Origin of the sequence: Streptomyces sp. NPDC005728 (assembly GCF_040630895.1) — a bacterium.
GTDB lineage: Bacteria > Actinomycetota > Actinomycetes > Streptomycetales > Streptomycetaceae > Streptomyces.
In genome coordinates this window covers 1-26,857 of sequence record NZ_JBEXYL010000077.1, presented here as the reverse complement: position 1 = coordinate 26,857, position 26,857 = coordinate 1, and the positions used below count along the sequence as shown (strand labels likewise).

Annotated in this window: 23 protein-coding genes and 7 tRNA genes; 12 read left to right on the top strand and 18 right to left on the bottom strand. The window is 70.1% G+C overall.

Going from position 1 to position 26,857, the window contains the following annotated elements; all coding sequences use genetic code 11:
* Positions 1-106 precede the first annotated feature (106 nt).
* Together ABZ471_RS35815 and ABZ471_RS35810 are read left to right on the top strand one after the other, a co-directional pair.
* Entirely contained in the window at positions 107-1,603 is a 1,497-nt protein-coding gene (locus tag ABZ471_RS35815) for a N,N-dimethylformamidase beta subunit family domain-containing protein (protein ID WP_359072468.1), read from the top strand.
* A 70-nt stretch (positions 1,604-1,673) separates the two neighbouring features.
* Positions 1,674-2,573: a phosphoribosylaminoimidazolesuccinocarboxamide synthase gene (locus ABZ471_RS35810; protein ID WP_359072466.1), complete on the top strand. Its 900-nt coding sequence runs from the start codon at positions 1,674-1,676 to the stop codon at positions 2,571-2,573.
* Positions 2,574-2,614: 41 nt separating this feature from the next.
* Here ABZ471_RS35810 and ABZ471_RS35805 read toward each other — a convergent pair.
* The 8 genes from ABZ471_RS35805 to ABZ471_RS35770 form a co-directional block, all read right to left on the bottom strand.
* Positions 2,615-2,690 (bottom strand) — tRNA-Gly (locus ABZ471_RS35805).
* 23 nt (positions 2,691-2,713) lie between these two features.
* Complete coding sequence (locus ABZ471_RS35800; protein ID WP_359072464.1) at positions 2,714-3,328, bottom strand: response regulator transcription factor; 615 nt, start codon at positions 3,326-3,328, stop codon at positions 2,714-2,716.
* Positions 3,325-4,566 carry a histidine kinase gene (locus ABZ471_RS35795; RefSeq protein ID WP_359072463.1) on the bottom strand — a complete coding sequence of 414 codons (1,242 nt, stop codon included), beginning with the start codon at positions 4,564-4,566 and terminating at the stop codon, positions 3,325-3,327. The genes ABZ471_RS35800 and ABZ471_RS35795 overlap by 4 nt, the downstream gene beginning before the upstream one ends.
* A gap of 13 nt (positions 4,567-4,579) precedes the next feature.
* Positions 4,580-5,359 (bottom strand): ABC transporter permease, encoded by a 780-nt coding sequence (locus tag ABZ471_RS35790; protein ID WP_359072461.1) that lies wholly within the window; start codon positions 5,357-5,359, stop codon positions 4,580-4,582.
* 26 nt (positions 5,360-5,385) lie between these two features.
* Positions 5,386-6,324, bottom strand: a complete 939-nt coding sequence (locus ABZ471_RS35785) for an ABC transporter ATP-binding protein (protein WP_359072460.1) — start codon at positions 6,322-6,324, stop codon at positions 5,386-5,388.
* 127 nt (positions 6,325-6,451) lie between these two features.
* Positions 6,452-6,524: transfer RNA gene (locus tag ABZ471_RS35780), tRNA-Gly, on the bottom strand.
* 82 nt (positions 6,525-6,606) lie between these two features.
* Positions 6,607-6,678: transfer RNA gene (locus ABZ471_RS35775), tRNA-Gly, on the bottom strand.
* Between the two features lie 156 nt (positions 6,679-6,834).
* Positions 6,835-7,152: an Lsr2 family protein gene (locus ABZ471_RS35770; RefSeq protein WP_067000783.1), complete on the bottom strand. Its 318-nt coding sequence runs from the start codon at positions 7,150-7,152 to the stop codon at positions 6,835-6,837.
* A gap of 311 nt (positions 7,153-7,463) precedes the next feature.
* Between ABZ471_RS35770 and purS the strand changes: the two genes are divergently transcribed.
* The 7 genes from purS (at position 7,464) to purM (ending at position 14,961) form a co-directional block, all read left to right on the top strand.
* Positions 7,464-7,727: a phosphoribosylformylglycinamidine synthase subunit PurS gene (gene purS / locus ABZ471_RS35765; RefSeq protein ID WP_053763366.1), complete on the top strand. Its 264-nt coding sequence runs from the start codon at positions 7,464-7,466 to the stop codon at positions 7,725-7,727.
* Positions 7,724-8,404 carry a phosphoribosylformylglycinamidine synthase subunit PurQ gene (gene purQ / locus ABZ471_RS35760; RefSeq protein WP_094218823.1) on the top strand — a complete coding sequence of 227 codons (681 nt, stop codon included), beginning with the start codon at positions 7,724-7,726 and terminating at the stop codon, positions 8,402-8,404. Before purS ends, purQ begins: the two co-directional genes overlap by 4 nt.
* Positions 8,401-10,659, top strand: a complete 2,259-nt coding sequence (purL, locus tag ABZ471_RS35755; RefSeq protein ID WP_359072457.1) for a phosphoribosylformylglycinamidine synthase subunit PurL — start codon at positions 8,401-8,403, stop codon at positions 10,657-10,659. The genes purQ and purL overlap by 4 nt, the downstream gene beginning before the upstream one ends.
* Before the next feature lie 185 nt (positions 10,660-10,844).
* A complete protein-coding gene (locus ABZ471_RS35750) occupies positions 10,845-11,633 on the top strand; it encodes a sterol carrier family protein (RefSeq protein WP_359072455.1) in 789 nt (262 codons plus the stop codon).
* Between the two features lie 56 nt (positions 11,634-11,689).
* On the top strand, positions 11,690-12,112 hold the full coding sequence (locus tag ABZ471_RS35745) for an META domain-containing protein (protein ID WP_359072454.1): 423 nt from the start codon (positions 11,690-11,692) through the stop codon (positions 12,110-12,112).
* A gap of 211 nt (positions 12,113-12,323) precedes the next feature.
* Positions 12,324-13,853 (top strand): amidophosphoribosyltransferase, encoded by a 1,530-nt coding sequence (gene purF, locus ABZ471_RS35740; RefSeq protein ID WP_359072453.1) that lies wholly within the window; start codon positions 12,324-12,326, stop codon positions 13,851-13,853.
* Positions 13,854-13,887: 34 nt separating this feature from the next.
* Positions 13,888-14,961, top strand: coding sequence for a phosphoribosylformylglycinamidine cyclo-ligase (gene purM, locus ABZ471_RS35735; RefSeq protein WP_359072452.1), 1,074 nt, complete (start codon positions 13,888-13,890; stop codon positions 14,959-14,961).
* 66 nt (positions 14,962-15,027) lie between these two features.
* Here the strand turns inward: purM and ABZ471_RS35730 are convergent, their stop codons facing one another.
* Positions 15,028-15,285 (bottom strand): DUF3073 domain-containing protein, encoded by a 258-nt coding sequence (locus ABZ471_RS35730; RefSeq protein WP_359072450.1) that lies wholly within the window; start codon positions 15,283-15,285, stop codon positions 15,028-15,030.
* Positions 15,286-15,624: 339 nt separating this feature from the next.
* On the bottom strand, positions 15,625-16,722 hold the full coding sequence (locus tag ABZ471_RS35725) for a Glu/Leu/Phe/Val dehydrogenase dimerization domain-containing protein (protein WP_359072448.1): 1,098 nt from the start codon (positions 16,720-16,722) through the stop codon (positions 15,625-15,627).
* A gap of 200 nt (positions 16,723-16,922) precedes the next feature.
* On the opposite strand from ABZ471_RS35725, the gene ABZ471_RS35720 reads away from it, so the two are divergent.
* Both ABZ471_RS35720 and bldC read left to right on the top strand, forming a co-directional pair.
* A complete protein-coding gene (locus ABZ471_RS35720; protein ID WP_359072447.1) occupies positions 16,923-17,765 on the top strand; it encodes a hypothetical protein in 843 nt (280 codons plus the stop codon).
* Positions 17,766-18,284: 519 nt separating this feature from the next.
* Positions 18,285-18,491 carry a developmental transcriptional regulator BldC gene (bldC, locus tag ABZ471_RS35715; protein WP_003949541.1) on the top strand — a complete coding sequence of 69 codons (207 nt, stop codon included), beginning with the start codon at positions 18,285-18,287 and terminating at the stop codon, positions 18,489-18,491.
* Between the two features lie 458 nt (positions 18,492-18,949).
* Here the strand turns inward: bldC and ABZ471_RS35710 are convergent, their stop codons facing one another.
* The 4 genes from ABZ471_RS35710 to ABZ471_RS35695 form a co-directional block, all read right to left on the bottom strand.
* Positions 18,950-19,141, bottom strand: coding sequence for a DUF6274 family protein (locus ABZ471_RS35710; protein WP_359072445.1), 192 nt, complete (start codon positions 19,139-19,141; stop codon positions 18,950-18,952).
* 353 nt (positions 19,142-19,494) lie between these two features.
* Positions 19,495-19,569 (bottom strand) — tRNA-Asp (locus ABZ471_RS35705).
* Positions 19,570-19,665: 96 nt separating this feature from the next.
* Positions 19,666-23,610 carry an ATP-dependent RNA helicase HrpA gene (gene hrpA / locus ABZ471_RS35700; RefSeq protein WP_359072443.1) on the bottom strand — a complete coding sequence of 1,315 codons (3,945 nt, stop codon included), beginning with the start codon at positions 23,608-23,610 and terminating at the stop codon, positions 19,666-19,668.
* A gap of 58 nt (positions 23,611-23,668) precedes the next feature.
* Positions 23,669-23,980 carry a hypothetical protein gene (locus ABZ471_RS35695; protein WP_359072442.1) on the bottom strand — a complete coding sequence of 104 codons (312 nt, stop codon included), beginning with the start codon at positions 23,978-23,980 and terminating at the stop codon, positions 23,669-23,671.
* 197 nt (positions 23,981-24,177) lie between these two features.
* Here ABZ471_RS35695 and ABZ471_RS35690 point away from each other — a divergent pair, with 197 nt between their 5' ends.
* The gene (locus ABZ471_RS35690; RefSeq protein WP_359072441.1) at positions 24,178-25,704 is read left to right on the top strand and encodes a hypothetical protein; all 1,527 of its coding nucleotides are present in this window, start codon (positions 24,178-24,180) and stop codon (positions 25,702-25,704) included.
* A gap of 75 nt (positions 25,705-25,779) precedes the next feature.
* Here the strand turns inward: ABZ471_RS35690 and ABZ471_RS35685 are convergent.
* The 4 genes from ABZ471_RS35685 to ABZ471_RS35670 all read right to left on the bottom strand — a co-directional run.
* Positions 25,780-25,853 (bottom strand) — tRNA-Phe (locus ABZ471_RS35685).
* A 24-nt stretch (positions 25,854-25,877) separates the two neighbouring features.
* Positions 25,878-25,952, bottom strand: a tRNA-Asp gene (locus ABZ471_RS35680).
* Positions 25,953-25,989: 37 nt separating this feature from the next.
* Positions 25,990-26,062, bottom strand: a tRNA-Glu gene (locus ABZ471_RS35675).
* An 80-nt stretch (positions 26,063-26,142) separates the two neighbouring features.
* Positions 26,143-26,857, bottom strand: a 715-nt coding sequence (locus tag ABZ471_RS35670; protein WP_359072440.1) for a metallophosphoesterase, incomplete at its 5' end; no start/stop codon positions are given.

Genomic DNA, 26,857 nt, shown 5'->3' with positions numbered 1-26,857 from the left:
GATGTGCTGGGGACCGACCGCGCACATGGCAAAGGCATGCGACATACGACAGCACGACCGAGCACCACCGTCAGAGGACACGGGGGCATGAGGGAGGGGAGCGACCATGGCCTCGGACCACATCCGCCGCTGGGAGTCCGGAGCACTCGCGCACGCCGTCACGGACCCCTTCGGCCAGGGGCCGGTTCCCTGGCTGCGCGGCAGTGAGACCTACTTCGACGACACGGGACACGTCGTGCCCTGGTACGTCGACCCGAGCCCGCAGCAGCCGCCCGGCGGGCGGCCGAGGGTGCCCGCGCCGCGTGCGGCCGGTGCCGGACCCCGAGCGGCCGACGACGTGCACCGCCAGATCAAGGGCTTCACCGCCACCGGGGCGGTCGCGCCCGGCCAGGCGATCGACTTCCACATCACGGTCGACCCGCCGCAGCAGTTCAGCGTGGACATCTACCGGATCGGCCACTACGGGGGCGACGGCGCTGCCAAGATCACCACGAGCCCCCGGCTCTCCGGCATCGTCCAGCCCGCGCCGCTGGCCGCCGACCGCACGGTCTCGTGCCATCACTGGTGGCTGTCCTGGCGCCTCCAGGTGCCCTCCCACTGGAGCATCGGCGCCTATGTGGCCGTCCTCACCACCGCCGACGGCTACCGCTCCCACGTGCCCTTCACGGTCCGCGACGACCGCCCCGCCGACCTGCTCCTGCTGCTGCCGGACATCACCTGGCAGGCGTACAACCTCTACCCGGAGGACGGCCGCACCGGCGCCAGCCTCTACCACGCCTGGGACGAGAAGGGCCGGCTGCTCGGCGAGGCGGACGCGGCCACCACGGTCTCCTTCGACCGCCCGTACGCGGGCGCGGGCCTGCCCCTGCACGTCGGCCACGCCTACGACTTCATCCGCTGGGCCGAGCGCTACGGCTACGACCTCGCCTACGCCGACGCCCGCGATCTGCACGCCGGCCGCGTCGACACCACCCGCTACCGGGGCCTGGTCTTCCCGGGCCACGACGAGTACTGGTCGGCGGCGATGCGCCGCGCCGTCGAGGACGCCCGCGACCGCGGCACCTCGCTGGTCTTCCTCTCCGCCAACACCATGTACTGGCAGGTGGAGTTGGGCCCCTCCCCGTCCGGTGTCCCCGACCGCCTGCTGACCTGCCGCAAGCGCAAGGGTCCCGGCCGGCCGGTGCTGTGGCGCGAGATCGACCGGCCCGAGCAGCAGCTGGTCGGCATCCAGTACGCGGGCCGGGTCCCGGAGCCGCACCCGCTGATCGTCCGCAACGCGGGGCACTGGCTGTGGGACGCGACCGGCGCCCACGAGGGCGACGAGATCGAGGGCCTGGTCGCCGGCGAGGCGGACCGCTACTTCCCGCGCACCCCGCTGCCCGAGCACGAGGAGCGCATCCTGCTCGCCCACTCCCCCTACACCGACAACGACGGCGCCCTGCGCCACCAGGAGACCTCCCTGTACCGCGCCCCCTCCGGCGCCTGGGTGTTCGCCTCCGGCACCTTCGCCTGGTCCCCGTCCCTGGACCGCCCCGGCCATGTGGATTCCCGGATCCAGCGGGCCACGGCGAATCTGCTGGACCGCATCTGCAAACGGGACTGACCCCTGGCCGAAAGCGATCGACCCCATAAGGGAGAATCGAGGCACTTGGACAGAACCACGGGGAGGAACCGTGTCCGGATTCGTAGAAAAGCCCGAGCCGATCCAGGTTCCGGGCCTGGTGCACCTGCACACCGGAAAGGTGCGCGAGCTGTACCGGAACGAGGCGGGCGACCTCGTGATGGTCGCCAGCGACCGCATGTCCGCCTACGACTGGGTGCTGCCCACGGAGATCCCCGACAAGGGCCGCGTCCTCACCCGCCTCTCCCTGTGGTGGTTCGACCAGCTGCGTGACCTGGCCCCCCACCACGTGCTGAGCACCGAGCTGCCCGAGGGTGCCCCCGCCGACTGGGCGGGCCGCACACTGGTCTGCAAGTCCCTGCGGATGGTCCCGGTGGAGTGCGTGGCCCGCGGCTACCTCACCGGTTCCGGCCTGGTCGAGTACAACGCGTCCCGGACCGTCTGCGGCCTCGCCCTCCCCGAAGGCCTGGTCGACGGCTCCGAACTGCCCGGCCCGATCTTCACCCCGGCCACCAAGGCCGCGGTCGGCGAGCACGACGAGAACGTCTCCTACGAGGAGGTCGCCCGCCAGGTCGGCGCCGAGACCGCGGCCCAGCTGCGCCAGGCCACCCTCGCCGTGTACTCCCGCGCCCGGGACATCGCCCGCGACCGGGGGATCATCCTGGCCGACACCAAGTTCGAGTTCGGTTTCGACGGTGACACGCTCGTCCTCGCCGACGAGGTCCTCACCCCGGACTCCTCCCGCTTCTGGCCGGCAGACCAGTGGCAGCCGGGCCGCGCGCAGCCCTCGTACGACAAGCAGTTCGTCCGTGACTGGCTGACCTCGGCCGAGTCCGGCTGGGACCGGAAGAGCGAGCAGCCCCCGCCGCCGCTGCCGCAGCAGGTCGTCGAGGCGACCCGGGCCAAGTACGTGGAGGCGTACGAGCGGCTGACGGGCACCAGCTGGTCGTAGACACGCGAAAGGCCCCCGGTGGGAACCGGGGGCCTTCGGTGTGGAGCGGACGACGAGGCTCGAACTCGCGACCTCAACCTTGGCAAGGTTGCGCTCTACCAACTGAGCTACGTCCGCATTGCGCCGTGGCGCGAGAGCAACTATACCCAACCTCGCTCGCGTGCGAGACGTACCGCAGCATGACGGTTCTCCGCACCGAGCTTCGTGGCGGCCGAGGAGAGGTAGTTCCGCACGGTTCCCGGCGACAGCGCGGCCCGCTCGGCGATCTCCGCGACCGGCGCGCCGTCGGCGGCCAGCTCCAGCACCTCGGCCTCCCGCGCGGTCAGCGGGGAGTCGCCGGCGGAGATCGCGTCGGCGGCCAAGTCCGGGTCGACGTACCGGTTTCCCGCGTGCACGGTACGGATGATCTCGGCGAGCCGCTGGGCACTGACCGTCTTCGGGACGAACCCCCGCACACCCGCCGCGAGCGCCCGCTTCAGATGCCCGGGCCGCCCGTGACCGGTGACGATCAGAACCTGGCAGCCGGGCAGCTCGGCGCGCAGGGATGTGGCGACCTTCACACCGTCGGCGCCGGGCATCTGGAGATCGAGGACGGCCACATCGGGTGCGTGCGCGCGTGCCATCGCCAGCGCCTCGGGCCCGCTCGCCGCCTCCGCGACGACCAGCAGGTCGTCCTCCAGGGAGAGCAGGGCGGCCAGCGCGCCCCGGATCAGATGCTCGTCGTCGGCGAGCAACAGCCGTACCTGGCTGCTCATGTGGTGACTCCGCTCACTCTCTGCACCAGTGGTACCGCGGCCACCAGCCGGAACCGGTCCTTGCCGACGAGCCCCGCCTCAAGGGTTCCGTCCACGGCGGCCAGCCGTTCCCGCAGTCCGGCCAGTCCCGAGCCGCCGTCACCGCTCGGGCCCGCCGCTCCGTCGTTCTCCACCGTCAGCACCACACGCCCCTCCCGCACCCGCAGACCCACGGTGCACCGTCCCGCGTCGCCGTGCCGCAGCACGTTGGTGGCCGCCTCGCGCACCACCCAGCCGAGCGCGGCCTGCACCGCAGCGGGCAGCCCGTCGGCCTCGGCTCGGACCTGGCAGTCGATTCCTGCGGCCGACAACACGCCCTGTGCACCGGCGAGTTCGACCACGAGATCGGCCTCCCGGTAGCCGCGTACGACATCCCGCACCTCCCGCTGCGACTCCTGGGCGATGCGCTGCACCTCGATCATCTGCTCCACGGCCTCCGGCCGCCCGCGCCGGGCCAGTTGCACGGCCAGCTCGCTCTTCAGCGAGATCACGGAGAGGTTCCGTCCCAGCACGTCGTGCAGATCGCGCCCGAACCGCAGCCGCTCCTCGGCGACGGCGAGCCGGGCCTCGACCTCGCGGGCTCGTTCCGCCTCCCAGAGAACGGCCAGGGTCCAGGCGCCGCAGCGGCAGGCGATCAGCGCGAAGAGCGTGCCGAAGGCCGTCACGATGCCGGTCATGAAGATGCCGGTGCCGTCCGGGTGGGCGAGGCCGAGGGCGGCCATCAGCAGCACCCCGAGGGCCGCGGAGCGGCGCAGGAACACCGCGATGGGCACCACGAGCCCGTACAGCAGCCCGAACGGCAGCAGTGAGGCGCCGATCGCGAACCTGGTCGTCACCCCGTCGGCGCCGTCCAGCACGCCCAGTGCCACGGTCAGGGCGAGCGCCAGGCCGAGCAGGACAGCGGAGCCGCGCAGCGCCCGGGGCGGCAGCTCGGCGCGCCCGAGGTAGTGGTCGAGCACGGGCCGCGTGAGCCGGTTGGCGTCCGCGCACTGGAGCACGGCGACGACGAGGAGCAGCCCGCCGAGCACGAGCGGTACCGGCCGGCGGTGGAGCCCGCCGAGCAGGGGCAGCAACAGCCAGCTGAGCGAGAAGAACCACGTCGTGAGGTACCAGGTGACGACACTCTGCAGCTCGACCCGCTCGGCCTTGCTCCGCTCCCGCCAGTGCCGCTGCTGCAACCGTCGTATCAGCCCCAGCATGCGCCCCCCTGCCTCACCGTCGCGGCTCCCATCGGAACCACCGCCGTACAGCAAACACCGCCACGACGGTCCAGGCCAGCGCGGTCGCCGTGGTGCCGAGTGCCTCGTACGCGCTCAGCTCGCCGGTCCAGCCCGCGCGGACCAGCCGGACGGCGGGGGACAGCGGCAGGAGTTCGCAGACGGAGGCCACCCGGTCGGGCAGGAGCTGGGTGGGGATCGCGATACCGGAGCCCAGCATGGATACGAACACCACCGGCGACGCGGTGACCTGGGCGCTCTCGGTGGTTCGGGTGAAGGAGGCGGTGAGCGCGGCCAGCGCGGCGCTCAGCACGAGCCCCGCCGCCAGCCCGAGCAGGGTCAGGTACGGCGCCTTGGGCGCGCCCGTGTCCAGCAGCACCACGCAGCCCGCGCACAGCAGCAGGGCCTGCGCGAGGCCGAGTCCGACGGCCGGCAGGGCCGTGCCGGTGAGGATCTCGGCGTCCGAGAGTTCGCCGGTGCGCAGCCGCTTGAGGACGAGTTCCTCGCGGCGCGCGACGTAGGCGTTCACCAGGGAGGTGTAGACGGCGAACAGGAAGGAGAAGCCGATCGCGGCCGTCATCAGCACCGCGCCGGCGGTCAGTCCCTCCTTCTTCAGATCCATCTGGTCGATGGCCGGCCGCACGCTGAAGGGCACGACGAGCGGTACGACCAGGGCGGTGAACACGACGCCGCGGTTGCGGCCGAGGAGGGCGAGTTCGGCGCGGGCCAAGGCCCGCAGCCGACGGACCGACGGTGCCCGTCCGATGCTGCTCATGCCCAGACCTCCTGCTCCCGTGCTGCTCATGCCACGACCTCCTGCTCCCGCGCGATCATGAGGAACGCCTCCTCCAGGGAGGCCGAGCGCACGTCGAGGCGGTGCAGCTCGACCCCGGCCCGCTCGGCCCAGGCCAGCACCCCGGTGGCGGTCCGCTGCAGGTCCCGGGTGCGCAGCCGTACGACCCGGCCGTCGGTCTCGTGCTCGCACACGCCCAGGTCGGCGAGGGGCGGCAGGTCGCCGAGGAAGTAGCCCGCGGGGAGGGCGAAGGACATCCGGGACGGCCTGCCCGCGGTGACCTCGGCGGGGGTTCCGGAGGCGGCGATGCGCCCCTCGTGCAGGATGGCGAGCCGGTCGGCGAGGCCTTCCGCCTCCTCCAGGTAGTGCGTGGTGAGCAGCACGGTGGTGCCGGCGTCCCGCAGGCCGCGCACCAACTCCCAGGTGTCCCGGCGGCCTTCGGCGTCCAGTCCGGTCGTCGGCTCGTCCAGGAACAGCACCTCGGGATCGCCGAGCAGGGCGAGCGCCAGGTCCAGGCGCCGCCGCTCCCCGCCGGACAGCTGCTTGACCCGTACGCCGGTCTTCCCGTCCAGCCCGACCAGGCCCAGCGCCTCCGCCTCGGGCCGGGCCCCGCTCGTGCAGCCCGCCCACATCCGCGCGGTCTCCTCGACGGTCAGGTCGGAGGGGAAGCCGCCCTCCTGGAGCATGACCCCGGTACGCGGGCGTACGGCGGCCCGCTCGAGGTAGGGGTCGTGGCCGAGGATCCGGACCCGGCCCCCGGCCGGTGCCGCGAGCCCTTCCAGCAGCTCGACCGTCGACGTCTTGCCCGCTCCGTTGGTGCCCAGCAGCGCGAAGATCTCCCCGCGGGCCACGGAGAAGGTGATTCCGCGTACGGCCTCGAACCCGCCCCCGTAGACACGCCGGAGGTCTGTGACCTCGATCACGTGCTCGTGTTCGTTGGTGTTCATGCCTTCAGCGTCCCGGCGGGCGGGCCGGAACAGCAGTGCGCGGTGTCATCGCTCGGCATGACAAATGTCAGAGCGGCCGAGGGCATACGAAGAGACCCCGGTCCAGTGGACCGGGGTCTCTTTCCCGAGCGGACGACGAGGCTCGAACTCGCGACCTCAACCTTGGCAAGGTTGCGCTCTACCAACTGAGCTACGTCCGCACTGCCCCCGACCGGCTCCCACCGATCGGTGCGAGCACCAGCCTACCTGATCCACAAGAGTGGTCAGAACGACCGGTGCCAGAGCGGGTGACAGGAATTGCACACTGCGCCTTCCCCCTGGAAGGGGGATGTTCTGCTACTGAACTACACCCGCACGGTCCGTGGGATCCGGCCCTTCGGCCTCGCCCCTCGGCGTGTCCCAGACATTAGCTGATCAGCAGGGGGGTTGCGCAAGTCGCATCCCGCCGTGGCCAAGTGCACGGCCCTCAGGGCCCGCTGACGGACCCTGAGGACTGCCCCTTCGCGGGCTTCACTGCGCGGCGCTGAACGCCTCGTAGACCCTCTTCGGGATGCGTCCGCGCGCCGGCACGTCCATCTTGTTCGCCTGGGCCCAGGCGCGGACGGCCGCCGGATCGGGGGCGACCTCCGTCTGCTTGTACGCCTTGCCGGACCGCGACCGCTTGCGGCCTGCTTCCACGTAGGGCGCGAGCGCCTTGCGCAGTTTCTTGGCGTTGGTTTCGTTCAGGTCGATCTCGTACGACTTGCCGTCGAGTCCGAAGGCGATCGTTTCCGCCGCTTCCGAGCCGTCGATGTCGTCAAAGAGAGTGACCACGACCTTTTGCGCCACGAATATCGGTCCCTTCGTGCGGCACGTCGATACAGCTCATCGGCGATGACGTGCCGAGTATCGACTATTGCCAATTCATTTGTACAGTGCCCGGCAATGCAATGTGAAGCCCGACTAAATCCGTCCGCGTGTCCCCGTGCAATAGAGATCGCGGGCAGACCGGTGGAACTTTCCCAGAACTTTTCGCGAAGGCGCCCACCCGTCACCCGATCGTGATGCGCCTCACGTAGTTTCCTACAACTCTACCCGCGTAGAAATTTTGTGCGGGTAGTCTGAAGGAACCTGCTCAGCACCACACACCGGGAGTGCCAGTGGCACGCGTCGTAGTCGACGTCATGCTCAAGCCGGAGATCCTCGACCCCCAGGGCCAGGCGGTCCAGCGTGCGCTGCCGCGCCTGGGTTTCGACGGGATCTCGGACGTACGTCAGGGAAAGCGTTTCGAACTGGAAGTTGACGGGCCGGTTGACGAGGCCGCGCTCGCGCGCATCCACGAGCTTGCGGAATCCTTCCTCGCCAACACCGTGATCGAGGACTTCACCGTCAAGGTGGAGGAAGTCGCGGAGGCCGCGAAGTGACCGCTCGTATTGGCGTCGTCACTTTCCCGGGGAGTCTCGACGACCGGGACACCCAGCGTGCGATCCGCCTCGCGGGTGCCGAACCGGTCGCCCTCTGGCACAAGGACAAGGACCTCAAGCAGGTCGACGCCGTGGTGCTGCCCGGCGGTTTCTCCTACGGCGACTATCTGCGGGCCGGAGCCATCTCCCGGTTCTCGCCGGTGATGGAGACCGTCATCGAGCAGGCGAAGGCCGGACTTCCGGTCCTCGGTATCTGCAATGGGTTCCAGGTCCTCACGGAGGCCCACCTCCTTCCGGGCGGGATGCTCGGCAACGACCACCTCCACTTCATCTGCCGCGACCAGAAGCTGCGGGTGGAGAACGCGGGCACGGCCTGGACCGGCGACTACCGCCAGGACCAGGAGATCCACATCCCGCTGAAGAACATGGACGGCCGGTACGTCGCCGACGAGTACACGCTCGACAAGCTGGAGGCCGAGGGCCGGGTCGTCTTCCGGTACCTGGATTTCAACCCCAACGGCTCGCTGCGGGACATCGCCGGCATCACCAACGAGGCCGGGAACGTCGTCGGCCTCATGCCGCACCCCGAGCACGCCGTCGAGCCGCTGATCGGTACGGGCCGTACCGACGGCCTCCCGTTCTTCACCTCGATCCTCAAGAAGCTGGTCAACGCATGAGCCGGACGCCTCTGGACACGGTCGAGCACGCGGCCGCGACCCCCGACGTCGAGCTGCCCTGGGCCGAGCTCGGTCTGAAGAAGGACGAGTACGAGCGGGTGGTGGAGATTCTCGGCCGCCGCCCGACCGGCGCCGAGCTGGCCATGTACTCGGTCATGTGGTCCGAGCACTGCTCGTACAAGTCCTCCAAGGTCCACCTGCGCCAGTTCGGTGAGAAGGCCCCGCAGAGCGACGCGCTGCTCGTCGGCATCGGCGAGAACGCGGGCGTCGTCGACGTCGGCCAGGGCTACGCCGTGACCTTCAAGGTCGAGTCGCACAACCACCCCTCCTACGTCGAGCCCTACCAGGGCGCGGCCACGGGTGTCGGCGGCATCGTCCGCGACATCATCGCGATGGGTGCGCGGCCGGTGGCCGTGGTCGACCCGCTGCGCTTCGGCGCGGCCGACCACCCCGACACCAAGCGCGTCCTGCCGGGCGTGGTCGCCGGCATCGGCGGCTACGGCAACTGCCTGGGCCTGCCCAACATCGGCGGCGAGGTCGTCTTCGACGCCTGCTACCAGGGCAACCCGCTGGTCAACGCCGGTGCCATCGGTGTGATGCGGCACGAGGACATCCACCTCGCCAAGGCCTCCGGCGCGGGCAACAAGGTCGTTCTGTACGGCGCCCGGACCGGCGGCGACGGCATCGGCGGTGCCTCGATCCTCGCCTCGGAGACCTTCGACGACGCCAAGCCCTCGAAGCGCCCGGCGGTCCAGGTCGGCGACCCCTTCCAGGAGAAGCTCCTCATCGAGTGCACCCTGGAGGCCTTCCGGGAGAAGCTGGTCGTCGGCATCCAGGACCTGGGCGCGGCCGGCCTGTCCTGCGCCACCTCCGAGCTGGCCTCCAACGGCTCCGGCGGCATGCGCGTGACCCTGGACGACGTACCGCTGCGCGACTCCACGCTCTCGCCCGAGGAGATCCTCATGAGCGAGTCGCAGGAGCGCATGTGCGCGGTGGTCGAGCCGGAGAAGGTCGACCGCTTCCTGGAGATCTGCGAGAAGTGGGACGTCATCGCCACCGTCATCGGTGAGGTGACCGACGGCGACCGCCTGGAGATCTACTGGCACGGCGGCAAGATCGTCGACGTCGACCCGCGGACCGTCGCCCACGAGGGCCCGGTCTACGAGCGCCCGTACGCCCGCCCGTCCTGGCAGGACGAGCTGCAGGCCGACGACGCGAACAAGCTGCCCCGGCCCGCTTCGAGCGAGGAGCTCAGGGACCAGGTCCTGAAGCTGGTGGGATCCCCCAACCAGGCCTCCAAGAAGTGGATCACCTCCCAGTACGACCACTTCGTGCAGGGCAACACCGTCCTCGCCCAGCCCGAGGACTCCGGCATGATCCGGGTCGACGAGGAGACCGGGCTCGGCGTGGCCATCGCCACGGACGGCAACGGCCGCTACGCCAAGCTGGACCCGTACGCGGGCGCCCAGCTGGCGCTGGCCGAGGCCTACCGGAACGTGGCGACGACGGGCGCCAAGCCGCTCGCGGTGTCGGACTGCCTGAACTTCGGCTCCCCCGAGGACCCGGCGGTCATGTGGCAGTTCGCCGAGGCCGTGCGCGGTCTCGCGGACGGCTGCCAGCAGCTGGGCACCCCGGTGACCGGCGGCAACGTCTCGCTCTACAACCAGACGGGCGAGGTGGCCATCCACCCGACGCCGGTGGTCGCCGTCCTCGGTGTCATCGACGACGTCGCCCGCCGCACGCCGGTCGCCTTCCAGGAGGAGGGCCAGCTGGTCTACCTCCTCGGCGACACGCGTGAGGAGTTCGGCGGGTCGGCCTGGTCCCAGGTGGTCCACGACCACCTCGGCGGTCTGCCCCCGAAGGTCGACCTGGAGCGCGAGCGGCTGCTGGCCGAGATCCTGATCTCCGCCTCCCGCGACGGCATGATCGACTCCGCGCACGACCTGTCCGACGGCGGCCTGGTCCAGGCCGTCGTGGAGTCGGCGCTGCTCGGCGGCAAGGGTGCGCGTCTGGTCGTACCGGACGGGCTCGACGCCTTCACCTTCCTGTTCTCCGAGTCGGCCGGCCGCGCGATCGTCGCGGTGCCGCGCTCGGAGGAGGTCCGCTTCAACGACATGTGCGGTGCGCGGGGTCTGCCGGCCACCCGCATCGGTGTCGTGGACGGCGAGTCGGTGGAGATCCAGGGCGAGTTCGAGCTGCCCCTGGCCGAGCTGCGCGAGGCTCACGAAGGCACGATCGAGGCGCTGCTGGCGTAAGCGGCGGCAGCCGTCGCGAAGGCCCCGCCCGGGAGACCGGGCGGGGCCTTCGCGCGTCGTGCACGTCCACCCCGTGGCGCGGGCCGGCGGAGGAGCCGCCGACGCCGCCGAACGAGCCGGGCACGCCTTCGCGCCGGTCGAGAACGGCCTGAAGGGCGACGTCCCGAAGGCATAGGGTCGCTGTCATGCCCCCGGCCAGGAAACGCGCCCGCAGGTACGACCCCGCCAAGACCCGTGCCGCGGTCTTCGCCCAGCTCGGCAATGTCCGGGAGGCCCTCCAGGGCCTCACCCCCGAGCAGCTCGCCCTGCCCACCCGGCTCGGCGACTGGACCGTACGGGAGCTGGTCGCGCACATCGGCATGGCCGTCACGGCCGTCCACCGGTCCCTGGACCGGGCGGCCCCGCCGCAGCAGGACGTCCAGGTGGCCGAATGGCCGTTCGCCGGCGCCGCCGCGATCGCCGACTTCACCCGGGACCTCGCCGCCCGGCAGCCCGACCTCGACGCCTACCTCGCCGACGTCGAGCAGAGCCTGCACACCCTGCTCGCCGCCCACCCCGGCGGCCGGCTCCTGGAGACCAACGCGGGCGCGCTGCCCCTGGACGACTACCTCGTCACCCGCACCGTCGAACTCGTCGTCCACACCGACGACCTCAACGCCGCCGTCCCCGGCCTCGACGTGCCCTACGACCGCCAGGCCCTGGCCGCCGCCACCCGGCTGCTCGCCGACGCCCTCGCGGTGAAGGCGCCCGGCGGCTCCACCGAGGTGCGCGTGCCGCCGTACGCCGTCGTGCAGTGCGTCGAGGGCCCCCGGCACACCCGCGGCACCCCGCCCAACGTCGTGGAGACCGACCCGCTGACCTGGATCCGCCTCGCCACCGGCCGGCTGGCCTGGAAGGACGCCGTCGAGGAGGCGAGGGTCAGCGCGAGCGGGGAGCGCGCGGACATCGGGGACCTGCTGCCGCTCATGTCCTGACGGAACCGGTGGCCCGGTGCGGCCGTCGAATCCGTATGAAACGGAACAAGCAGCGCATGACCCTGACAGCGGCCGCCGTGCTCGTCCCGCTCATGCTGGCCTGCGGCAGTTCCCAGGGCGCAGAGACCGGGCAGCCCGTCACCGGAGTCGACTGGCGGGTCGACAGCCTCACCGCCGACGGCACCACCCGGCACGCGCCCGCCGCCGCTCGCATCCGCATCGGCACGGACGGCCTGGCGGCCGGGAACCTCGGCTGCAACCAGTTCAGCGCCCGGGCCACCGTGCGCGGTGACCGGATCACCATCGGGAACCTCAGGACCACCAAGATGGCCTGCGACCAGGAGCGGATGGACTTCGAGCGGGCCCTCGCCCGCACCCTCACCACCGGCACGCTCACCGCCCGGGTCGACGACGGGAAGCTGACGCTCACCGACGGCGACGGCGACCGCGTCCACCTCAGCCACAGCGCACCCGAATGATGTGCGACACCTCACTCACGAATGCGGCGAAGGGGCACAGGACCGCCGCCCACAGGGTCGCCGGCGCCTGCTCCAGACGCCCCGAAACCCAGCTGACCAGCGCAAACGAAGAAATCGCCAAGGTGATCGACAAGCCTTGATCCGTTAAGGCGGCGCCAGTTACGTATTCCCCAATTCGGACCAGTGGTCGACCTCGCCTACACTCGGTGGCGTGCCACGTGGTGACGGTCGACTCAATCACGATCTGCTTCCCGGCGAGAAGGGCCCCCAGGACGCTTGCGGCGTCTTCGGCGTCTGGGCTCCGGGCGAAGAGGTCGCAAAGCTCACGTACTTCGGGCTCTACGCCCTCCAGCACCGGGGTCAGGAATCCGCGGGAATCGCGGTCAGCAACGGCTCCCAGATCCTCGTCTTCAAGGACATGGGCCTGGTCTCCCAGGTCTTCGACGAGACCTCGCTCGGTTCGCTCCAGGGTCACATCGCGGTCGGACACGCCCGCTACTCGACCACCGGCGCCTCCGTGTGGGAGAACGCCCAGCCGACGTTCCGTGCCACCGCGCACGGCTCGATCGCGCTCGGCCACAACGGCAACCTGGTCAACACGGCGCAGCTCGCCGAGATGGTCGCCGACCTGCCCAAGGACACCAACGGCCGTTCGACGCGGGTCGCGGCCACGAACGACACCGACCTGCTGACGGCCCTGCTGGCCGCCCAGGTCGACGAGGACGGCAAGCCGCTGACCATCGAGGAGGCCGCCCACGCGGTCCTCCCGCAGGTCAAGGGCGCCTTCTCGCTCGTCTTCATGGACGAGCACACCCTCTACGCCGCCCGTGACCCGCAGGGCATCCGCCCGCTGGTCCTCGGCCGGCTGGAGCGCGGCTGGGTGGTCGCCTCCGAGTCCGCCGCCCTCGACATCTGCGGCGCCAGCTTCGTGCGGGAGATCGAGCCGGGCGAGTTCGTCGCCATCGACGAGAACGGCCTGCGCACCTCCCGGTTCGCGGAAGCGAAGCCCAAGGGCTGTGTCTTCGAGTACGTGTACCTGGCCCGCCCGGACACCGACATCGCCGGCCGGAACGTGTACCTCTCCCGGGTCGAGATGGGCCGCCGCCTGGCCAAGGAGGCCCCCGCCGAGGCCGACCTGGTCATAGCGACTCCGGAGTCCGGCACCCCGGCCGCCATCGGCTACGCCGAGGCGAGCGGGATCCCCTTCGGCGCGGGACTGGTCAAGAACGCCTACGTCGGCCGCACCTTCATCCAGCCTTCGCAGACCATCCGCCAGCTGGGCATCCGCCTGAAGCTGAACCCGCTGAAGGAAGTCATCAAGGGCAAGCGCCTGGTCGTCGTGGACGACTCGATCGTGCGCGGCAACACCCAGCGGGCCCTGGTCCGCATGCTGCGCGAGGCGGGCGCGGCCGAGGTCCACATCCGGATCTCCTCGCCGCCCGTGAAGTGGCCCTGCTTCTTCGGTATCGACTTCGCCACCCGCGCCGAGCTGATCGCCAACGGCATGAGCATCGAGGAGATCGGCACCTCGCTCGGCGCCGACTCCCTGGCGTACATCTCCATCGACGGCATGATCGAGGCGACCACGATCGCCAAGCCGAACCTGTGCCGCGCCTGCTTCGACGGCGAGTACCCGATGGAGCTCCCGGACCCCGAGCTGCTCGGCAAGCAGCTTCTGGAGACCGAGCTGGCGGCCGGTCCCGCCGCCACGGCCGCGGCCGACGCGATCCGTCGCCCGTAAGCCCCGTAGAAACCAACCCGAAAGATCCCAGGCAATGTCTGAGAGCCGTTCCACCGGTGCTTCCTACGCGGCTGCCGGAGTCGACATCGAGGCGGGCGACCGCGCCGTCGAGCTGATGAAGGAGTGGGTGAAGAAGACGCAGCGCCCCGAGGTCCTCGGCGGCCTCGGCGGGTTCGCCGGCCTCTTCGACGCCTCCGCCCTCAAGCGCTACGAGCGTCCCCTCCTCGCCTCCGCCACGGACGGCGTCGGCACCAAGGTCGACATCGCGCGCCGGCTGGGCGTCTACGACACCATCGGCCACGACCTGGTCGCCATGGTCATGGACGACATCGTGGTGTGCGGTGCCGAGCCGCTGTTCATGACCGACTACATCTGCGTCGGCAAGGTCCACCCCGAGCGGGTCGCCGCCATCGTGAAGGGCATCGCGGAGGGCTGTGTCCTGGCCGGCTGCGCGCTCGTGGGCGGCGAGACGGCCGAACACCCGGGTCTGCTGGGCGAGGACGACTTCGACGTCGCCGGCGCCGGTACGGGCGTCGTGGAGGCCGACCGGCTGCTGGGCGCGGATCGTATCCGTAAGGGTGACGCGGTGATCGCCATGGCGTCCTCCGGGCTTCACTCGAACGGGTACTCCCTGGTCCGCCACGTCCTGCTGGACCGCGCGGGCCTGGCCCTGGAGGCGGAGATCCCCGAGCTGGGCCGCACCCTCGGCGAGGAGCTGCTGGAGCCCACGAAGATCTACTCGCTGGACTGCCTGGCGCTCACCCGCACCACCGAGGTGCACGCGTTCAGCCACATCACCGGCGGCGGCCTCGCGGCCAACCTGGCCCGGGTCATCCCGGACGGGTTGCACGCGACCGTCGACCGTGCCACCTGGACCCCGGGCGCGATCTTCGACCTGGTCGGGAAGACCGGCGACGTCGAGCGCCTGGAGCTGGAGAAGACGCTCAACATGGGCGTCGGCATGATCGCGATCGTGCCGGAGGAGTCCACGGACGCGGCCCTCGCGACCCTGGCCGACCGCGGGGTCGACGCCTGGGTGGCGGGAGAGATCACGGACCGCGGCGACAAGGAGACCGGCGCCGAGCTGGTCGGAGACTACGCCGTCTGAACCTGCGGGTAGCACAGAACCCGGCCGGTGGCTGCGCCACCGGCCGGGTGAGTGCTCAGTGCAAGGTCAAGCGCCGCGACGGTGTTGTGAAGAAGAGGGACCTTCGTCCTCGTCCTCGTCGTCGTCCTCATAGAGGTCGGCGTACCGAGAATAAAGATCGTCCTCGTCATCCTCATCGTCCTCGAACGGCTCGCCGTTCGGCGGCTGGTTCGAAGTCGATGCGCCCAGTTCATTGGCCAGACGCGAGAGGTCCGTCCCACCGCTGTTGTACTTCAGCTGGCGGGCGACCTTCGTCTGCTTGGCCTTGGCCCGGCCGCGCCCCATGGCTCGACCCCCTCGGTGACGGGGCTTGACGGCCCCAGAGTCTGACACGCGTTCATGATCCGGAACGGACCCTCCGCAGAGAGGCCGGTCCGTAGGGCTTCCACGGTACCTGAGCCCGCGCCCATACGGTACGTCGCCCGCAGCACGCGCGTGTGCCCAGGACCCTCGAGGTGCCCTGTCCTCGCTGGTCAGTGGCGATTTTAACCACTTATCGGGGTACGACCCGCCGGTGGAAGTGAGAGTTCTCTCTAAGTTCCCGCCGGCGGGTACCGCTCACCTGTGCGATCGGACACCCGATCGCGGCTTCTGCACGGCCCTCAAGGCCTCGCGCGCGGCGGCTCAGCGTGTCGCGCGGGCCTCGGCCATTCGCTGCTCGGCGATCCGGTCGGCCGCGGCGGCCGGCGGAATCCCGTCTTCCTTCGCACGTGCGAAGATGGCCAGCGTGGTGTCGAAGATCTTCGCCGCCTTCGCCCTGCACCGCTCGAAGTCGAACCCGTGCAGCTCGTCGGCGACCTGGATGACCCCGCCCGCGTTCACCACGTAGTCCGGCGCGTAGAGGATCCCGCGGTCGGCGAGGTCCTTCTCCACGCCCGGGTGGGCGAGCTGGTTGTTGGCGGCGCCGCACACCACCTGGGCGGTCAGCACCGGCACGGAGAGGTCGTTCAGGGCGCCGCCGAGGGCGCAGGGGGCGTAGATGTCGAGTCCCTCGACCCGGATCAGCGCCTCCGTGTCGGCGACCGCCGTCACTCCTTCGAGGTGCTGTTCGAGGATCCGCTGGACGGCGTCCGTGCGGACGTCGGTGATCACGACCTCGGCACCCTCGTCAAGCAGGTGCCGGACCAGGTGGTGGCCGACCTTGCCGACGCCGGCGATGCCGACCTTGCGGCCGCGCAGCGAGGGGTCGCCCCACAGGTGCTGGGCGGAGGCGCGCATGCCCTGGTAGACGCCGAAGGCGGTGAGCACGGAGGAGTCGCCGGCCCCGCCGTTCTCGGGCGAGCGGCCGGTGGTCCAGCGGCACTCACGGGCCACCACGTCCATGTCGGCGACGTACGTGCCGACGTCGCAGGCGGTGACGTAGCGCCCGCCCAGCGAGGCGACCATGCGCCCGTAGGCGAGCAGCAGTTCCTCGGTCTTGTCGCGCTCCGGGTCGCCGATGATCACGGCCTTGCCGCCGCCGTGGTCCAGGCCGGCCATGGCGTTCTTGTACGACATACCGCGCGCGAGGTTGAGGGCGTCGGCGACGGCCTCCGCCTCGGTCGCGTAGGGGTAGAAGCGCGTGCCGCCGAGGGCCGGGCCCAGGGCGGTGGAGTGGATGGCGATCACGGCCTTGAGGCCGCTGGCGCGGTCCTGGCAGAGCACGACCTGCTCGTGGCCACCTTGGTCCGAGTGGAACAGGGTGTGCAGGACATCAGCAGGTGCGCCGGTTACGTCGGTCACTGTGGTGACTCCTGTGTAAATAGCGGCGGGTGGGGCGTAGCTCCCCGTGCGGGTGGCGGGGTGCTGGCATGAGCGTAGAGCCTGTGCCTTCCAGCCATCCGTGCAGTGTTCAGGATCACTCTCGAGTGCCGCTCGTGCACGCATCACCGTGCGACGATTTGCAAGGGTTTCGAGCCGGGTCCGATGGGGAGGGAGCAGGCGTGCCCAAGGTGTCCTCCGTGGTCGTCCCCTATGCCGCGTACCTGCGCGTGTACGAGCCGCTGGCCGCCTTCCCGGAGCCCGAGCGCACCCACTGGGCGCGTTACGCCCGCCGCCCCGACCGTCCCTCCTACCAGGACGAACTGCGCCGCTCCCTCGCCGACTTGCTGCCCACCCCGCCGATCCCGGTTCCGGTGCACGAGAGCAGCGACGCCTTCGTGCTGGACGTCGACGGAGTCGTCTGCGTCTGCCCCTGGCGGACCCGGCTGCGCGGCTGGCTGGCCCTGGGCGACCTGGCCGAGGAACTGCCCGCGCCGGTGCTGGACGCGGTGCTGCCGCCGGTGGTGCGCCGCCAGGCCGCCCAGGACTACGAGCGCTGGCTCGCCCGCAACCCGGACGCCCGCCCCTGGATCCGCACGGCGACCTGGCAGATCCCGCTGAACTGGTTCGTACTGGTCTCCGACGACGAGCGCCGGTACGAGAAGGCGTCCGGCGAGGTGCCGCCGATGCTGCGCTACCGGACCCCGATGGTGCAGGCCCGGCGGCGGGTGGCGCGGGCGCTGCGCACGCTGAAGGAGACCATCGAGGAGGGGCCGCTGATCGACGGCCTGGTGGACGTCGGCCGCTGGCTGGAGGAGTTCCACCCCCGCTCGCTGGTGGAGCTGGACTACGGCGGCCTGGTGCACGCGGTGCCGGCCGGCGAACTGGAGGGCGACCACTCGGCGGCGGACGTGGCCGACGGCATCGAAGCGCTGCGCCGGGGTGACGGGATGGCCGCCGGCGAGGCGTACGGGCGCCTGGTGGAGCGGTGGCGGGCGGTACGGGACCGGCGTTCCGCGAACTGAGTGACCTATGTCACGGTCAAATCGCCGCCGAAAGACGTACGGTCTACGCACTTAGATCACCTGACGGGACGTTGATCCCGATCCGGGCTTTTGTCTCAAGGGTGACGGACGGCACTTACGCGGCTCTTGCGTCTCTTGCCGCCCCTCGTGCCAAAATAGGACAAGGAGTCCGGGGGAGGACTCCGTCCGTCCAACTATGCTCCACTGTGGGCGGATTCTCCGCATTGCACTGTTTGGGGGGTCTGGTGCCTCCTGATCGCCCTGTGACTGATCGTCACAGCGGCGTGACTGTCCGCTATGGCATGGTCCATCGGCTTCCGTCGCTGATGAACACCTGGGAGGGCAATTCCATCGGTTTGGCCGACGAGGCTGGACAGATGGTGTAGTTGTAGTGCCGAGGACAAGCCGTTCGTCCTATAACCGACTCGACTCGCGTCCGCCATTTCGGGCAACGCGGGTCAAGGTGCAGAATTTAGAGGAAAGAACCGAGAAGGTTCGGTTCTCCCGAGGAGGCCGCTCATGACCGCTCGCACCCCTGATGCCGAGCCGCTGCTGACCCCGGCTGAGGTCGCCACCATGTTCCGTGTCGACCCCAAGACGGTCACGCGGTGGGCGAAGGCCGGCAAGCTCACTTCGATCCGCACGCTCGGCGGCCATCGCCGCTACCGCGAGGCTGAGGTCCGCGCTCTGCTCGCGGGCATCCCGCAGCAGCGCAGCGAAGCCTGAACAACTGAATACGGGCGAAACGGCCGGTCCCCCAACTGGTCGAAGCGCCCGAAACCCTAGCTCCGAGCGACGCGGGACCTGCCCCAACAGGGCCCACGCCCAAGCCGAAGAGAACGTTGTTGGCAGCGACACAGGGTGCGTCGTAGATCGCGCTGGACTCCGCCGGGTCCAGCGCGATCTTTTTTGTGCGCCGACGGGGGTGGGCAGGGGCCGCTGTGAGCGGCCTTGTCGGAGTCTGGGGAGGGCTGTCGGAACGGCTGTGCACCGCCTCTGAGGCAGGTGCAATTGCACATATAAAATTGACCAGTTGTAGGAGGGGGGTAAGCTCCGCCGTTTCAAAATCTCATGCGGTGACTCCCGTCACATGCCGGAGTCCTTGTTGCCTCTGGCTCGTGTGCGGTAGGGGAACCACGCCTTCCAGCGTCCCGCGTCCGGGCGGGTGTTGGGCCCGGCGTCGGTCACGCGGTGCGAGGACTTTCGTCCTCCAGGGCTTCGTCGCTCGCGTCCTGGGAGTGGGGGCCGGCGGCCATCGCCAGCCGCAGCAGGTGATGGCAGATCGGGCAGTGGCGGGTGAGGTGCCCGAAGGACGAGGCGGCCGACAGATGCGCCCTCAGCAGCGCCCGCGTCTCGTGCCTGGCCGATGCCGCCATACGCCACCTCCAGGGGCCGCACAGGGGGACGGGCCCTGGTTTCTGGGTACCGGCGGAATGTGACGTCGTCAAGGGCGCGAGCGCCTGCGCCGGGCCGCGGCCGACAAGAGAAGGGCCCTCTTCCGGGAGCCCTTCGTTCCGTTCGCTCCGTGCGGTCCCTGGCCCGACGGCCGGCGGCAAGGGGAAACCCTCATCGGTGGGGGGTGGGGGTGCCCTTCTGCGGTCCCGACGGGATGTGCTGTGTCGATTGCGGCTCCGCTGCGGGCGCGGCCTCCGGCTTGGCAGGGTGGTGCGTCAGCTGCTGATGGCAAGAGGAAAGCCCCCATCCGTGAGGATGAGGGCTTTCGTTTCTGCGGTCCTGACGGGATTTGAACCCGCGGCCTCCACCTTGACAGGGTGGCGAGCACTCCAAGCTGCTCCACAGGACCAGGTTTCGCGGCGCTCGGCTTGCTGCGTTGCGCTGCGAGAAGGACTGTACAGGAGGGTGAGGGCCCTGGTCGAACTCACCCTCTGCACCCGAGCTGCTACGGTACGGCAGCGTCGATCGCCTTCACGATCCGCTTGTCGGAGACCGGGTACGCCGTGCCCAGCGCGTGGGCGAAGTAGCTGACCCGGAGTTCCTCGATCATCCAGCGGATGTCCAGGACCGAGGACGGGACCGGCCGGCCCTGCGGGAGCTGTTCCAGGAGCCAGGCGTACTCGTCCTGCATCTCGTGGACCTTCTGCATGCGGGTGGTGTCCCGCTGCACGCCCGTCGGCATCTGCTGCAGACGCCGGTCCGCGGCCACCAGGTAGCGCATCAGGTCGGGCAGGCGTCGTATGCCCGCCCATGTCACGAAACCGGGCTTCACGAGGGCGTCCAGCTGCTTTCGGACGTCCGTCAGGTTCGCCAGCAGGACGGGGCTGCGCACGGCCTTCAGACGGCGCTCACAGGCCTGCCAGGCGGCGAGCACCTGCTGCACCTGGCCGACCGTACGGACCGTCGTGTCCACGATCTCCGCGCGCACCTTGTCGTACAGCTTCCGGTACGACTCCTCGTCCCACACCGGCCCGCCGAAGTCCGCGATCAGCTTGTCGGCCGCGGCCATCGCGCAGTCGTCGAACAGGGCCTGGACGGAGCCGTGCGGGTTGGCGGAGAGCGCCAGCTTCTGGGCGTTGCTCAGCTTCTCGGACGCGAACTTCGCCGGGTTCACCGGGATGTTGCGCAGGATGAGGCGCCGGGTGCCCTTCCACATGGCTTCCGCCTGCTCGGCCTCCGTGTCGAAGAGGCGGACCGAGACCGTGTCGCCGTCGTCCACCAGCGCCGGGTACGCCTTCACCGGCTGCCCGGCCCTGCGGGTCTCGAAGACCCGGGTGAGCGTGCCGATCGTCCAGTCCGTGAGGCCCTTGCGCTCCAGGGACTCGCCGCCCTGCCGGGAGGCGGTCGCGGCCGCGGCCTGGGAGAGGGCCTGGCGGGCCTTGGGCTTCAGCTGGAGCTTGAGCGCCTCCAGGTCCTTGTCCTCGGCCAGCTTCCGGCGCCGCTCGTCGACGATACGGAAGGTGATCTTCAGGTGGTCCGGGACCTTCGTCCAGTCGAAGTCCTCCGCCTCGAAGGGGACGCCGACCATCCGCTTGAGCTCGCGGGCCATCGTGACCGTCAGCGGCTCCTGCAGAGGCACCGCCTTCTCCAGGAACGCCTTCGCGTAGTTCGGCGCGGGCACGTAGTGGCGGCGGATCGGCTTCGGGAGCGTACGGATCAGCTCCGTCACGACCTCCTCGCGCAGACCCGGGATCTGCCAGTCGAAGCCCTCGTCGGTGACCTGGTTGAGCACCTGGAGAGGGACGTGGACGGTCACGCCGTCGGCGTCCGCACCGGGCTCGAACTGGTAGGTGACACGGAACTTCAGCGGCCCCTGATGCCAACTGTCCGGATAGTCGGCCTTGGTGACCGCCTCGGCCGACTCCCGGATGAGCATCGTCCGCTCGAAGTCCAGGAAGTCGGGCTGTTCCTGCCGCTTCTGCTTCCACCAGGAGTCGAAGTGGGCGCCGGACACCACGTGGACGGGCACTCGCTGGTCGTAGAAGTCGAACAGCGTCTCGTCGTCCACGACGATGTCCCGGCGCCGCGCCCGGTGCTCCAGCTCCTCGACCTCGCTGAGGAGTCTGCGGTTGTCGGCGAAGAACTTGTGGTGCGTGCGCCAGTCGCCTTCGACCAGCGCGTTGCGGATGAACAGCTCGCGGCTCGCCTCCGGGTCGATGCGGCCGTAGTTCACCTTGCGCTGGGCGACGATCGGGACGCCGTACAGCGTGACCTTCTCGTACGCCATGACGGCCGCCTGGTCCTTCTCCCAGTGCGGTTCGCTGTACGTCCGCTTCAGGAGGTGTCCGGCCAGCGGTTCGACCCACTCGGGCTCGATCTTCGCGTTGACCCGGGCCCAGAGTCGACTGGTCTCCACCAGCTCGGCCGACATCAGGAACTTCGGCTGCTTGCGGAACAGCGCCGAACCCGGGAAGACCGCGAACTTGGCGCTGCGGGCGCCCAGGTACTCGTTCTTGTTGCCGTCCTTCACGTCCTTCATCCCGACGTGGGAGAGGAGGCCGGCGAGGAGGGAGACGTGGACGCGGTCGCCGGGGGCGTCGTCCTCGTTGACGTGGATGCCCATCTGCTTGGCGACCGTGCGCAGCTGGGTGTAGATGTCCTGCCATTCGCGGATGCGCAGGAAGTTCAGGTACTCCTGCTTGCACATCCGCCGGAAGGAGCTGGACCCCCGCTCCTTCTGCTGCTCGCGGACGTACCGCCACAGGTTCAGGTAGGCGAGGAAGTCGCTGGTCTCGTCCTTGAAGCGGGCGTGCTGCTGGTCCGCCTGGGCCTGCTTGTCGGACGGGCGCTCGCGCGGGTCCTGGATGGACAGCGCAGCCGCGATGACCATGACCTCGCGGACACAGCCGTTCTTGTCGGCCTCCAGGACCATCCGGGCCAGGCGCGGGTCGACGGGCAGCTGGGCGAGCTTGCGGCCGGTGTCGGTGAGGCGCTTGCGGACGTCCTTCTGGGCCGGGTCCAGCGCGTGCAGCTCCTGCAGCAGCTGCACGCCGTCGCGGATGTTGCGGTGGTCCGGCGGGTCGATGAAGGGGAACTTCTCGATGTCGCCGAGGCCGGCGGCGGTCATCTGGAGGATGACGCTCGCCAGGTTCGTACGGAGGATCTCCGCGTCCGTGAACTCCGGGCGGGCGAGGAAGTCGTCCTCGCTGTACAGCCGGATGCAGATGCCGTCGGAGGTACGGCCGCAGCGGCCCTTGCGCTGGTTGGCGCTGGCCTGGGAGACCGCCTCGATGGGCAGGCGCTGGACCTTGGTGCGGTGGCTGTACCGGCTGATCCGGGCGAAGCCGGGGTCGATGACGTACTTGATCCCGGGGACGGTCAGGGACGTCTCGGCGACGTTGGTCGCCAGAACGATCCTGCGCCCGGTGTGCGGCTGGAAGACGCGATGCTGCTCGGCGTGGGAGAGCCGGGCGTAGAGCGGCAGGATCTCGGTGAAGCGGTAGTTCTTCCTGGTCAGCGCGTCGGCGGTGTCCCGGATCTCCCGCTCGCCGGAGAGGAAGACGAGGATGTCGCCCTTCCCCTCGCCCATCAGCTCCTCGACGGCGTCGGTGATGGCAGTGATCTGGTCCCGGTCGGCGTCCTCGGCGTCCTCCTCCAGGAGGGGCCGGTAGCGCACCTCCACCGGGTACGTCCGCCCGCTGACCTCGACGATCGGGGCGTCCCCGAAGTGCCGGGAGAAGCGCTCGGGATCGATGGTGGCGGAGGTGATGACGACCTTGAGATCCGGCCGCTTCGGCAGCAGCTGGGCCAGGTAGCCGAGCAGGAAGTCGATGTTGAGGGACCGCTCGTGCGCCTCGTCGATGATGATCGTGTCGTAGGCGCGCAGCTCGCGGTCGGTCTGGACCTCGGCGAGCAGGATGCCGTCCGTCATCAGCTTGATGAAGGTGGCGTCCGGGTTCACCTGGTCGGTGAAGCGGACCTTCCAGCCGACGGCCTCGCCGAGGGGAGCCCGCAGCTCGTCCGCCACCCGCTCGGCGACGGTACGGGCGGCGATACGGCGGGGCTGGGTGTGCCCGATCATGCCCCTGACCCCGCGCCCCAGTTCGAGACAGATCTTCGGGATCTGCGTCGTCTTCCCGGACCCGGTCTCACCGGCGACGATGACGACCTGGTGATCGCGGATGGCGGCCGCGATCTCGTCCTTCTTCTGGCTGACGGGCAGCTGCTCGGGGTAGCCGATGGCGGGCAGGCGGGTACGCCGCTCCTCCATCCGTGCCTCGGCCTTCGCGACCTCGGCCTCGATCTCGGCGAGGACGGCGGCGCGGGCCTCGGGCTTACGGATCTTGCGCGCACCCTCGAGCCGCCGGCCGAGGCGGTGCGCGTCGCGCAGCGACAGCTCGGTCAGGCGGGGGGCGAGGGCGCCGAGGGCGGGGGCTGGGTGCGTAGACATACGCGATCCAGGATCTCACCTCGGGGAAATCACTGGCGAACGATTTGCGCGGGGCCGCTCAGGGCGTGCGCTGAGCGGGTGGCGCCGCCTCGGTGCGTTGCCGGCTCGGTCCCTCGCCGAGGGCGATCGACCTGGCGGTGTTGGAGATGGCCTTGATGCCCAGGTAGGCGGTGGTCATGCTGCTCACCGCGGTGAAGGCGGCGGTCAGCACGCCGACGATCACGGCCTTGTCCCCGTCGAGCCGCCACACCCCGAAGATCGCGACTCCGGCGATGGCGAGATTGCTGATGACGACCGCGAGCAGCCCGTACCGCGCCCGGTCCTTCTCCAACTCGGTGTCCCGAATGGCTCTGACCTCGTCCCGGCTCATCGTCCCCGCCCCCCGGCATGTACGCGTCGATCAGCCAGAACGTAGCGCCGTGCGGCCTCCGTGCCAAGCGGTCCGCCTCCGACGAAGGCCCCGTCGGGAGGGCGGTTCACTTCGAGTTCGTACAACCGTTGGTCCACGTTGCCGGTCTGAGCCGGCGATCGGATCACTTCCGGTCGCCGATCCGCCGAAGGAGCACCGTGCCGCGACCTCTGCCCCGCAACGCGATACGTGCGCTGCGCGTGAGCGCCACCGCGACCGCAGCGGGGCTGCTGGCCCTCGGCACGCCCGCTCCCGGCCAGGCCGCCGAGGCCGCGCCGTCGCTGGAGTTCACCCACGGCCTGGGCGACAAGCCGGTCGAGGCGAAGCCGTACGGGACCTACAGCGGCCCCGTTCATGTGCACGCGCGCAACACCGGCTCCCAGGAGCTGAAGGACTTCACGGTGACGATCGACGCCACGGCCCTCAAGGGCCAGATGAAGCTGTCGGCCTCCCCGGCCTGCGTCGAGAAGCAGCAGTTGCTCTTCACCTGTGACGGCGAGAAATTGAACGAGGGCAGACCGCTCGCGCCGGGCGGTCTCCTGCGCGCGCCCGGCGTGGACGTCATGTCGCTCGCGGACGCGCGGCCCGGCTTCACCGGCGAGGTCCGGGTCTTCGGCGAGGCGGGCGGCGTCCTGCTCGGGGAGACGACGTTCAAGGCCGCCGTGGCGGACATGGGCCCGCTCATCGACCGGGACGACTCCTCCGACACCAGGACGAAGCCCGGCGCGACACTGCGCCCCGCGATCGGTTTCACGCACTTCAGTCCCCGGCCCCTGAAGGGCGTCCACATCGGTATCCGCCTGTCCCAGGGGCTCTCGTACGCCGAGGAGTTCAGCAACTGCGAGTACGGCGACCGGGACGACTACGGCGTGGGGGCGCGCTGCTACGTCGAGACTCCCGTCGAGCCCGGCGGCTCCTACGACCTCGACCGGCTCTCGTTGAAGGTCGGCGACACCGCGCTGCACGAGTCGTGGCACCTGCACGTGAACGAAACGGCCGAGGGCTACGAGTACCTGAAGCTCACCGACGTCCACCGCGGCACCGGACGGAAGCTGAGACTCGTCCCGCGCGCCGCCGGCCCCGGGGTGCTGGACGAGGAGGATTCCAGCGAGGCGTCCGATCGGGTCACTGTGGCCAACGCCATGGACTACGAAGCGGTGGGGGCCACCGTCCACGGCAAGGCCGGTCAGGTGGTCAAGGCCGAGCTGGGCATCCGGAACAACGGACCCGCCACCATCCGGAACTGGATGGGCGAACCTGGCGACGGCGCCACCTCCTCGATCGCGGTGGTGATCCCGCCCGGTACGACGGCGGTGAAGGCCCCGGACGGGTGCACACCCGTGGGCGCGTCCGGCGCCAGGCGTTACACCTGCTCCCAGGACCTCGAGGACTCCTACTTCGAGGCGAAGGAACTCACGCCCTTCGTCTTCGAACTGCGCATAGACACGCCCGGCGACCTCGCCCCGGGTTCGATCAAGGCGTCGCGTCCGTACGAGGACGACGACGTCAGGAACAACACCGCGGCGATCACGGTGACCTTCGACGGCAAGCCGGCCGGCACCGCAGAGGGCTCCACGGCCGGCAGCGGGCCGGGCGCCCTGCTCCGGTACGCGGCTGCCGCGGGCGTGGCCCTGGCTGCGAGCGCCACGCTGTTCGCCGTCGTACGCCGCCGCAAGGCGCACTGAGGGACCTTGCGGCGGCAACGAAAACACCCCCTCCGGAAGCTCCCGGAGGGGGTGTTTGCCCTGGTAGGGCGGTTGTGGCTGGGGCCGGGGTCGAACCGGCGACCTATCGCTTTTCAGGCGATCGCTCGTACCAACTGAGCTACCCAGCCACGAGGCTTCCGAGGAAACCTCAGCGGTCCTGACGGGATTTGAACCCGCGGCCTCCACCTTGACAGGGTGGCGAGCACTCCAAACTGCTCCACAGGACCAAGCTCTGTGTGCAACAGTGTTGCACACGATCTTGCGTGCCCCCAACGGGATTCGAACCCGTGCTACCGCCTTGAAAGGGCGGCGTCCTAGGCCGCTAGACGATGAGGGCTATCGGCCCGCCTGGGCGCTTCTCAGCGCGTCGGGGACGTGAGAAGCATATGGGATGGCGGGGAGGATCGCCAAAACGGTTTACGGCGAGGAGGGCGAAGGGGTCGTCGGGGACGGGGTGGCGCCCGGGAGGTTCTCCGCGGGCAGGTGGCGGCTGACCTCCGCCGTGGTCAGGCCGAGGCCGCCCAGCCTGATCTCGTCCCAGGCCTGGAGGCGGCGGCCGGCGCGGTCGAAGTAGAGGATCGAGGCCTCGATCGGGTCGGGGTACCGGCCCTCCACCGCGCGCAGGCCGCTGCCGCCCGTCGAGCCCTCGACGCGCAGCCGGGTGCCGTACTTCATGACCTCCGTGCTCTCGCGGTGGAGGTGGCCCGCCAGGACCAGGGGCACCTCGCCGTCGGTCTCCCGGGCCGCGGAGGGTTCGTGCGCGACGGCCACGTCGACCGGGGTGCCGGCCGCCCGCTGGTCGCGCAGGGCCGTCGCCAGGCGGTCGCCCGCCAGCTGCTCGGCCGCGTCCCCGCCGGGGGCCGTCGAGCGGTCGGGGGTGAACTGAGGGTCGCCGATGCCCGCGAAGCGCAGGCCCGCGATCGTCTCCGCCCGGCCGTCGTCCAGGACGTGGACGTTCCGCAGGCGCTGCAGGTAGCGCTGGGTGGTCCGGGAGTCGTGGTTGCCGCGGACCCAGACGTACGGCACGCCCAGGTCCCCGATCGGGTCCAGGAAGCCGTTCTCCGCCGCCGTACCGTGATCCATCGTGTCGCCGGAGTCGACGATCACGTTCACCCGGTACTGCTCCACCAGC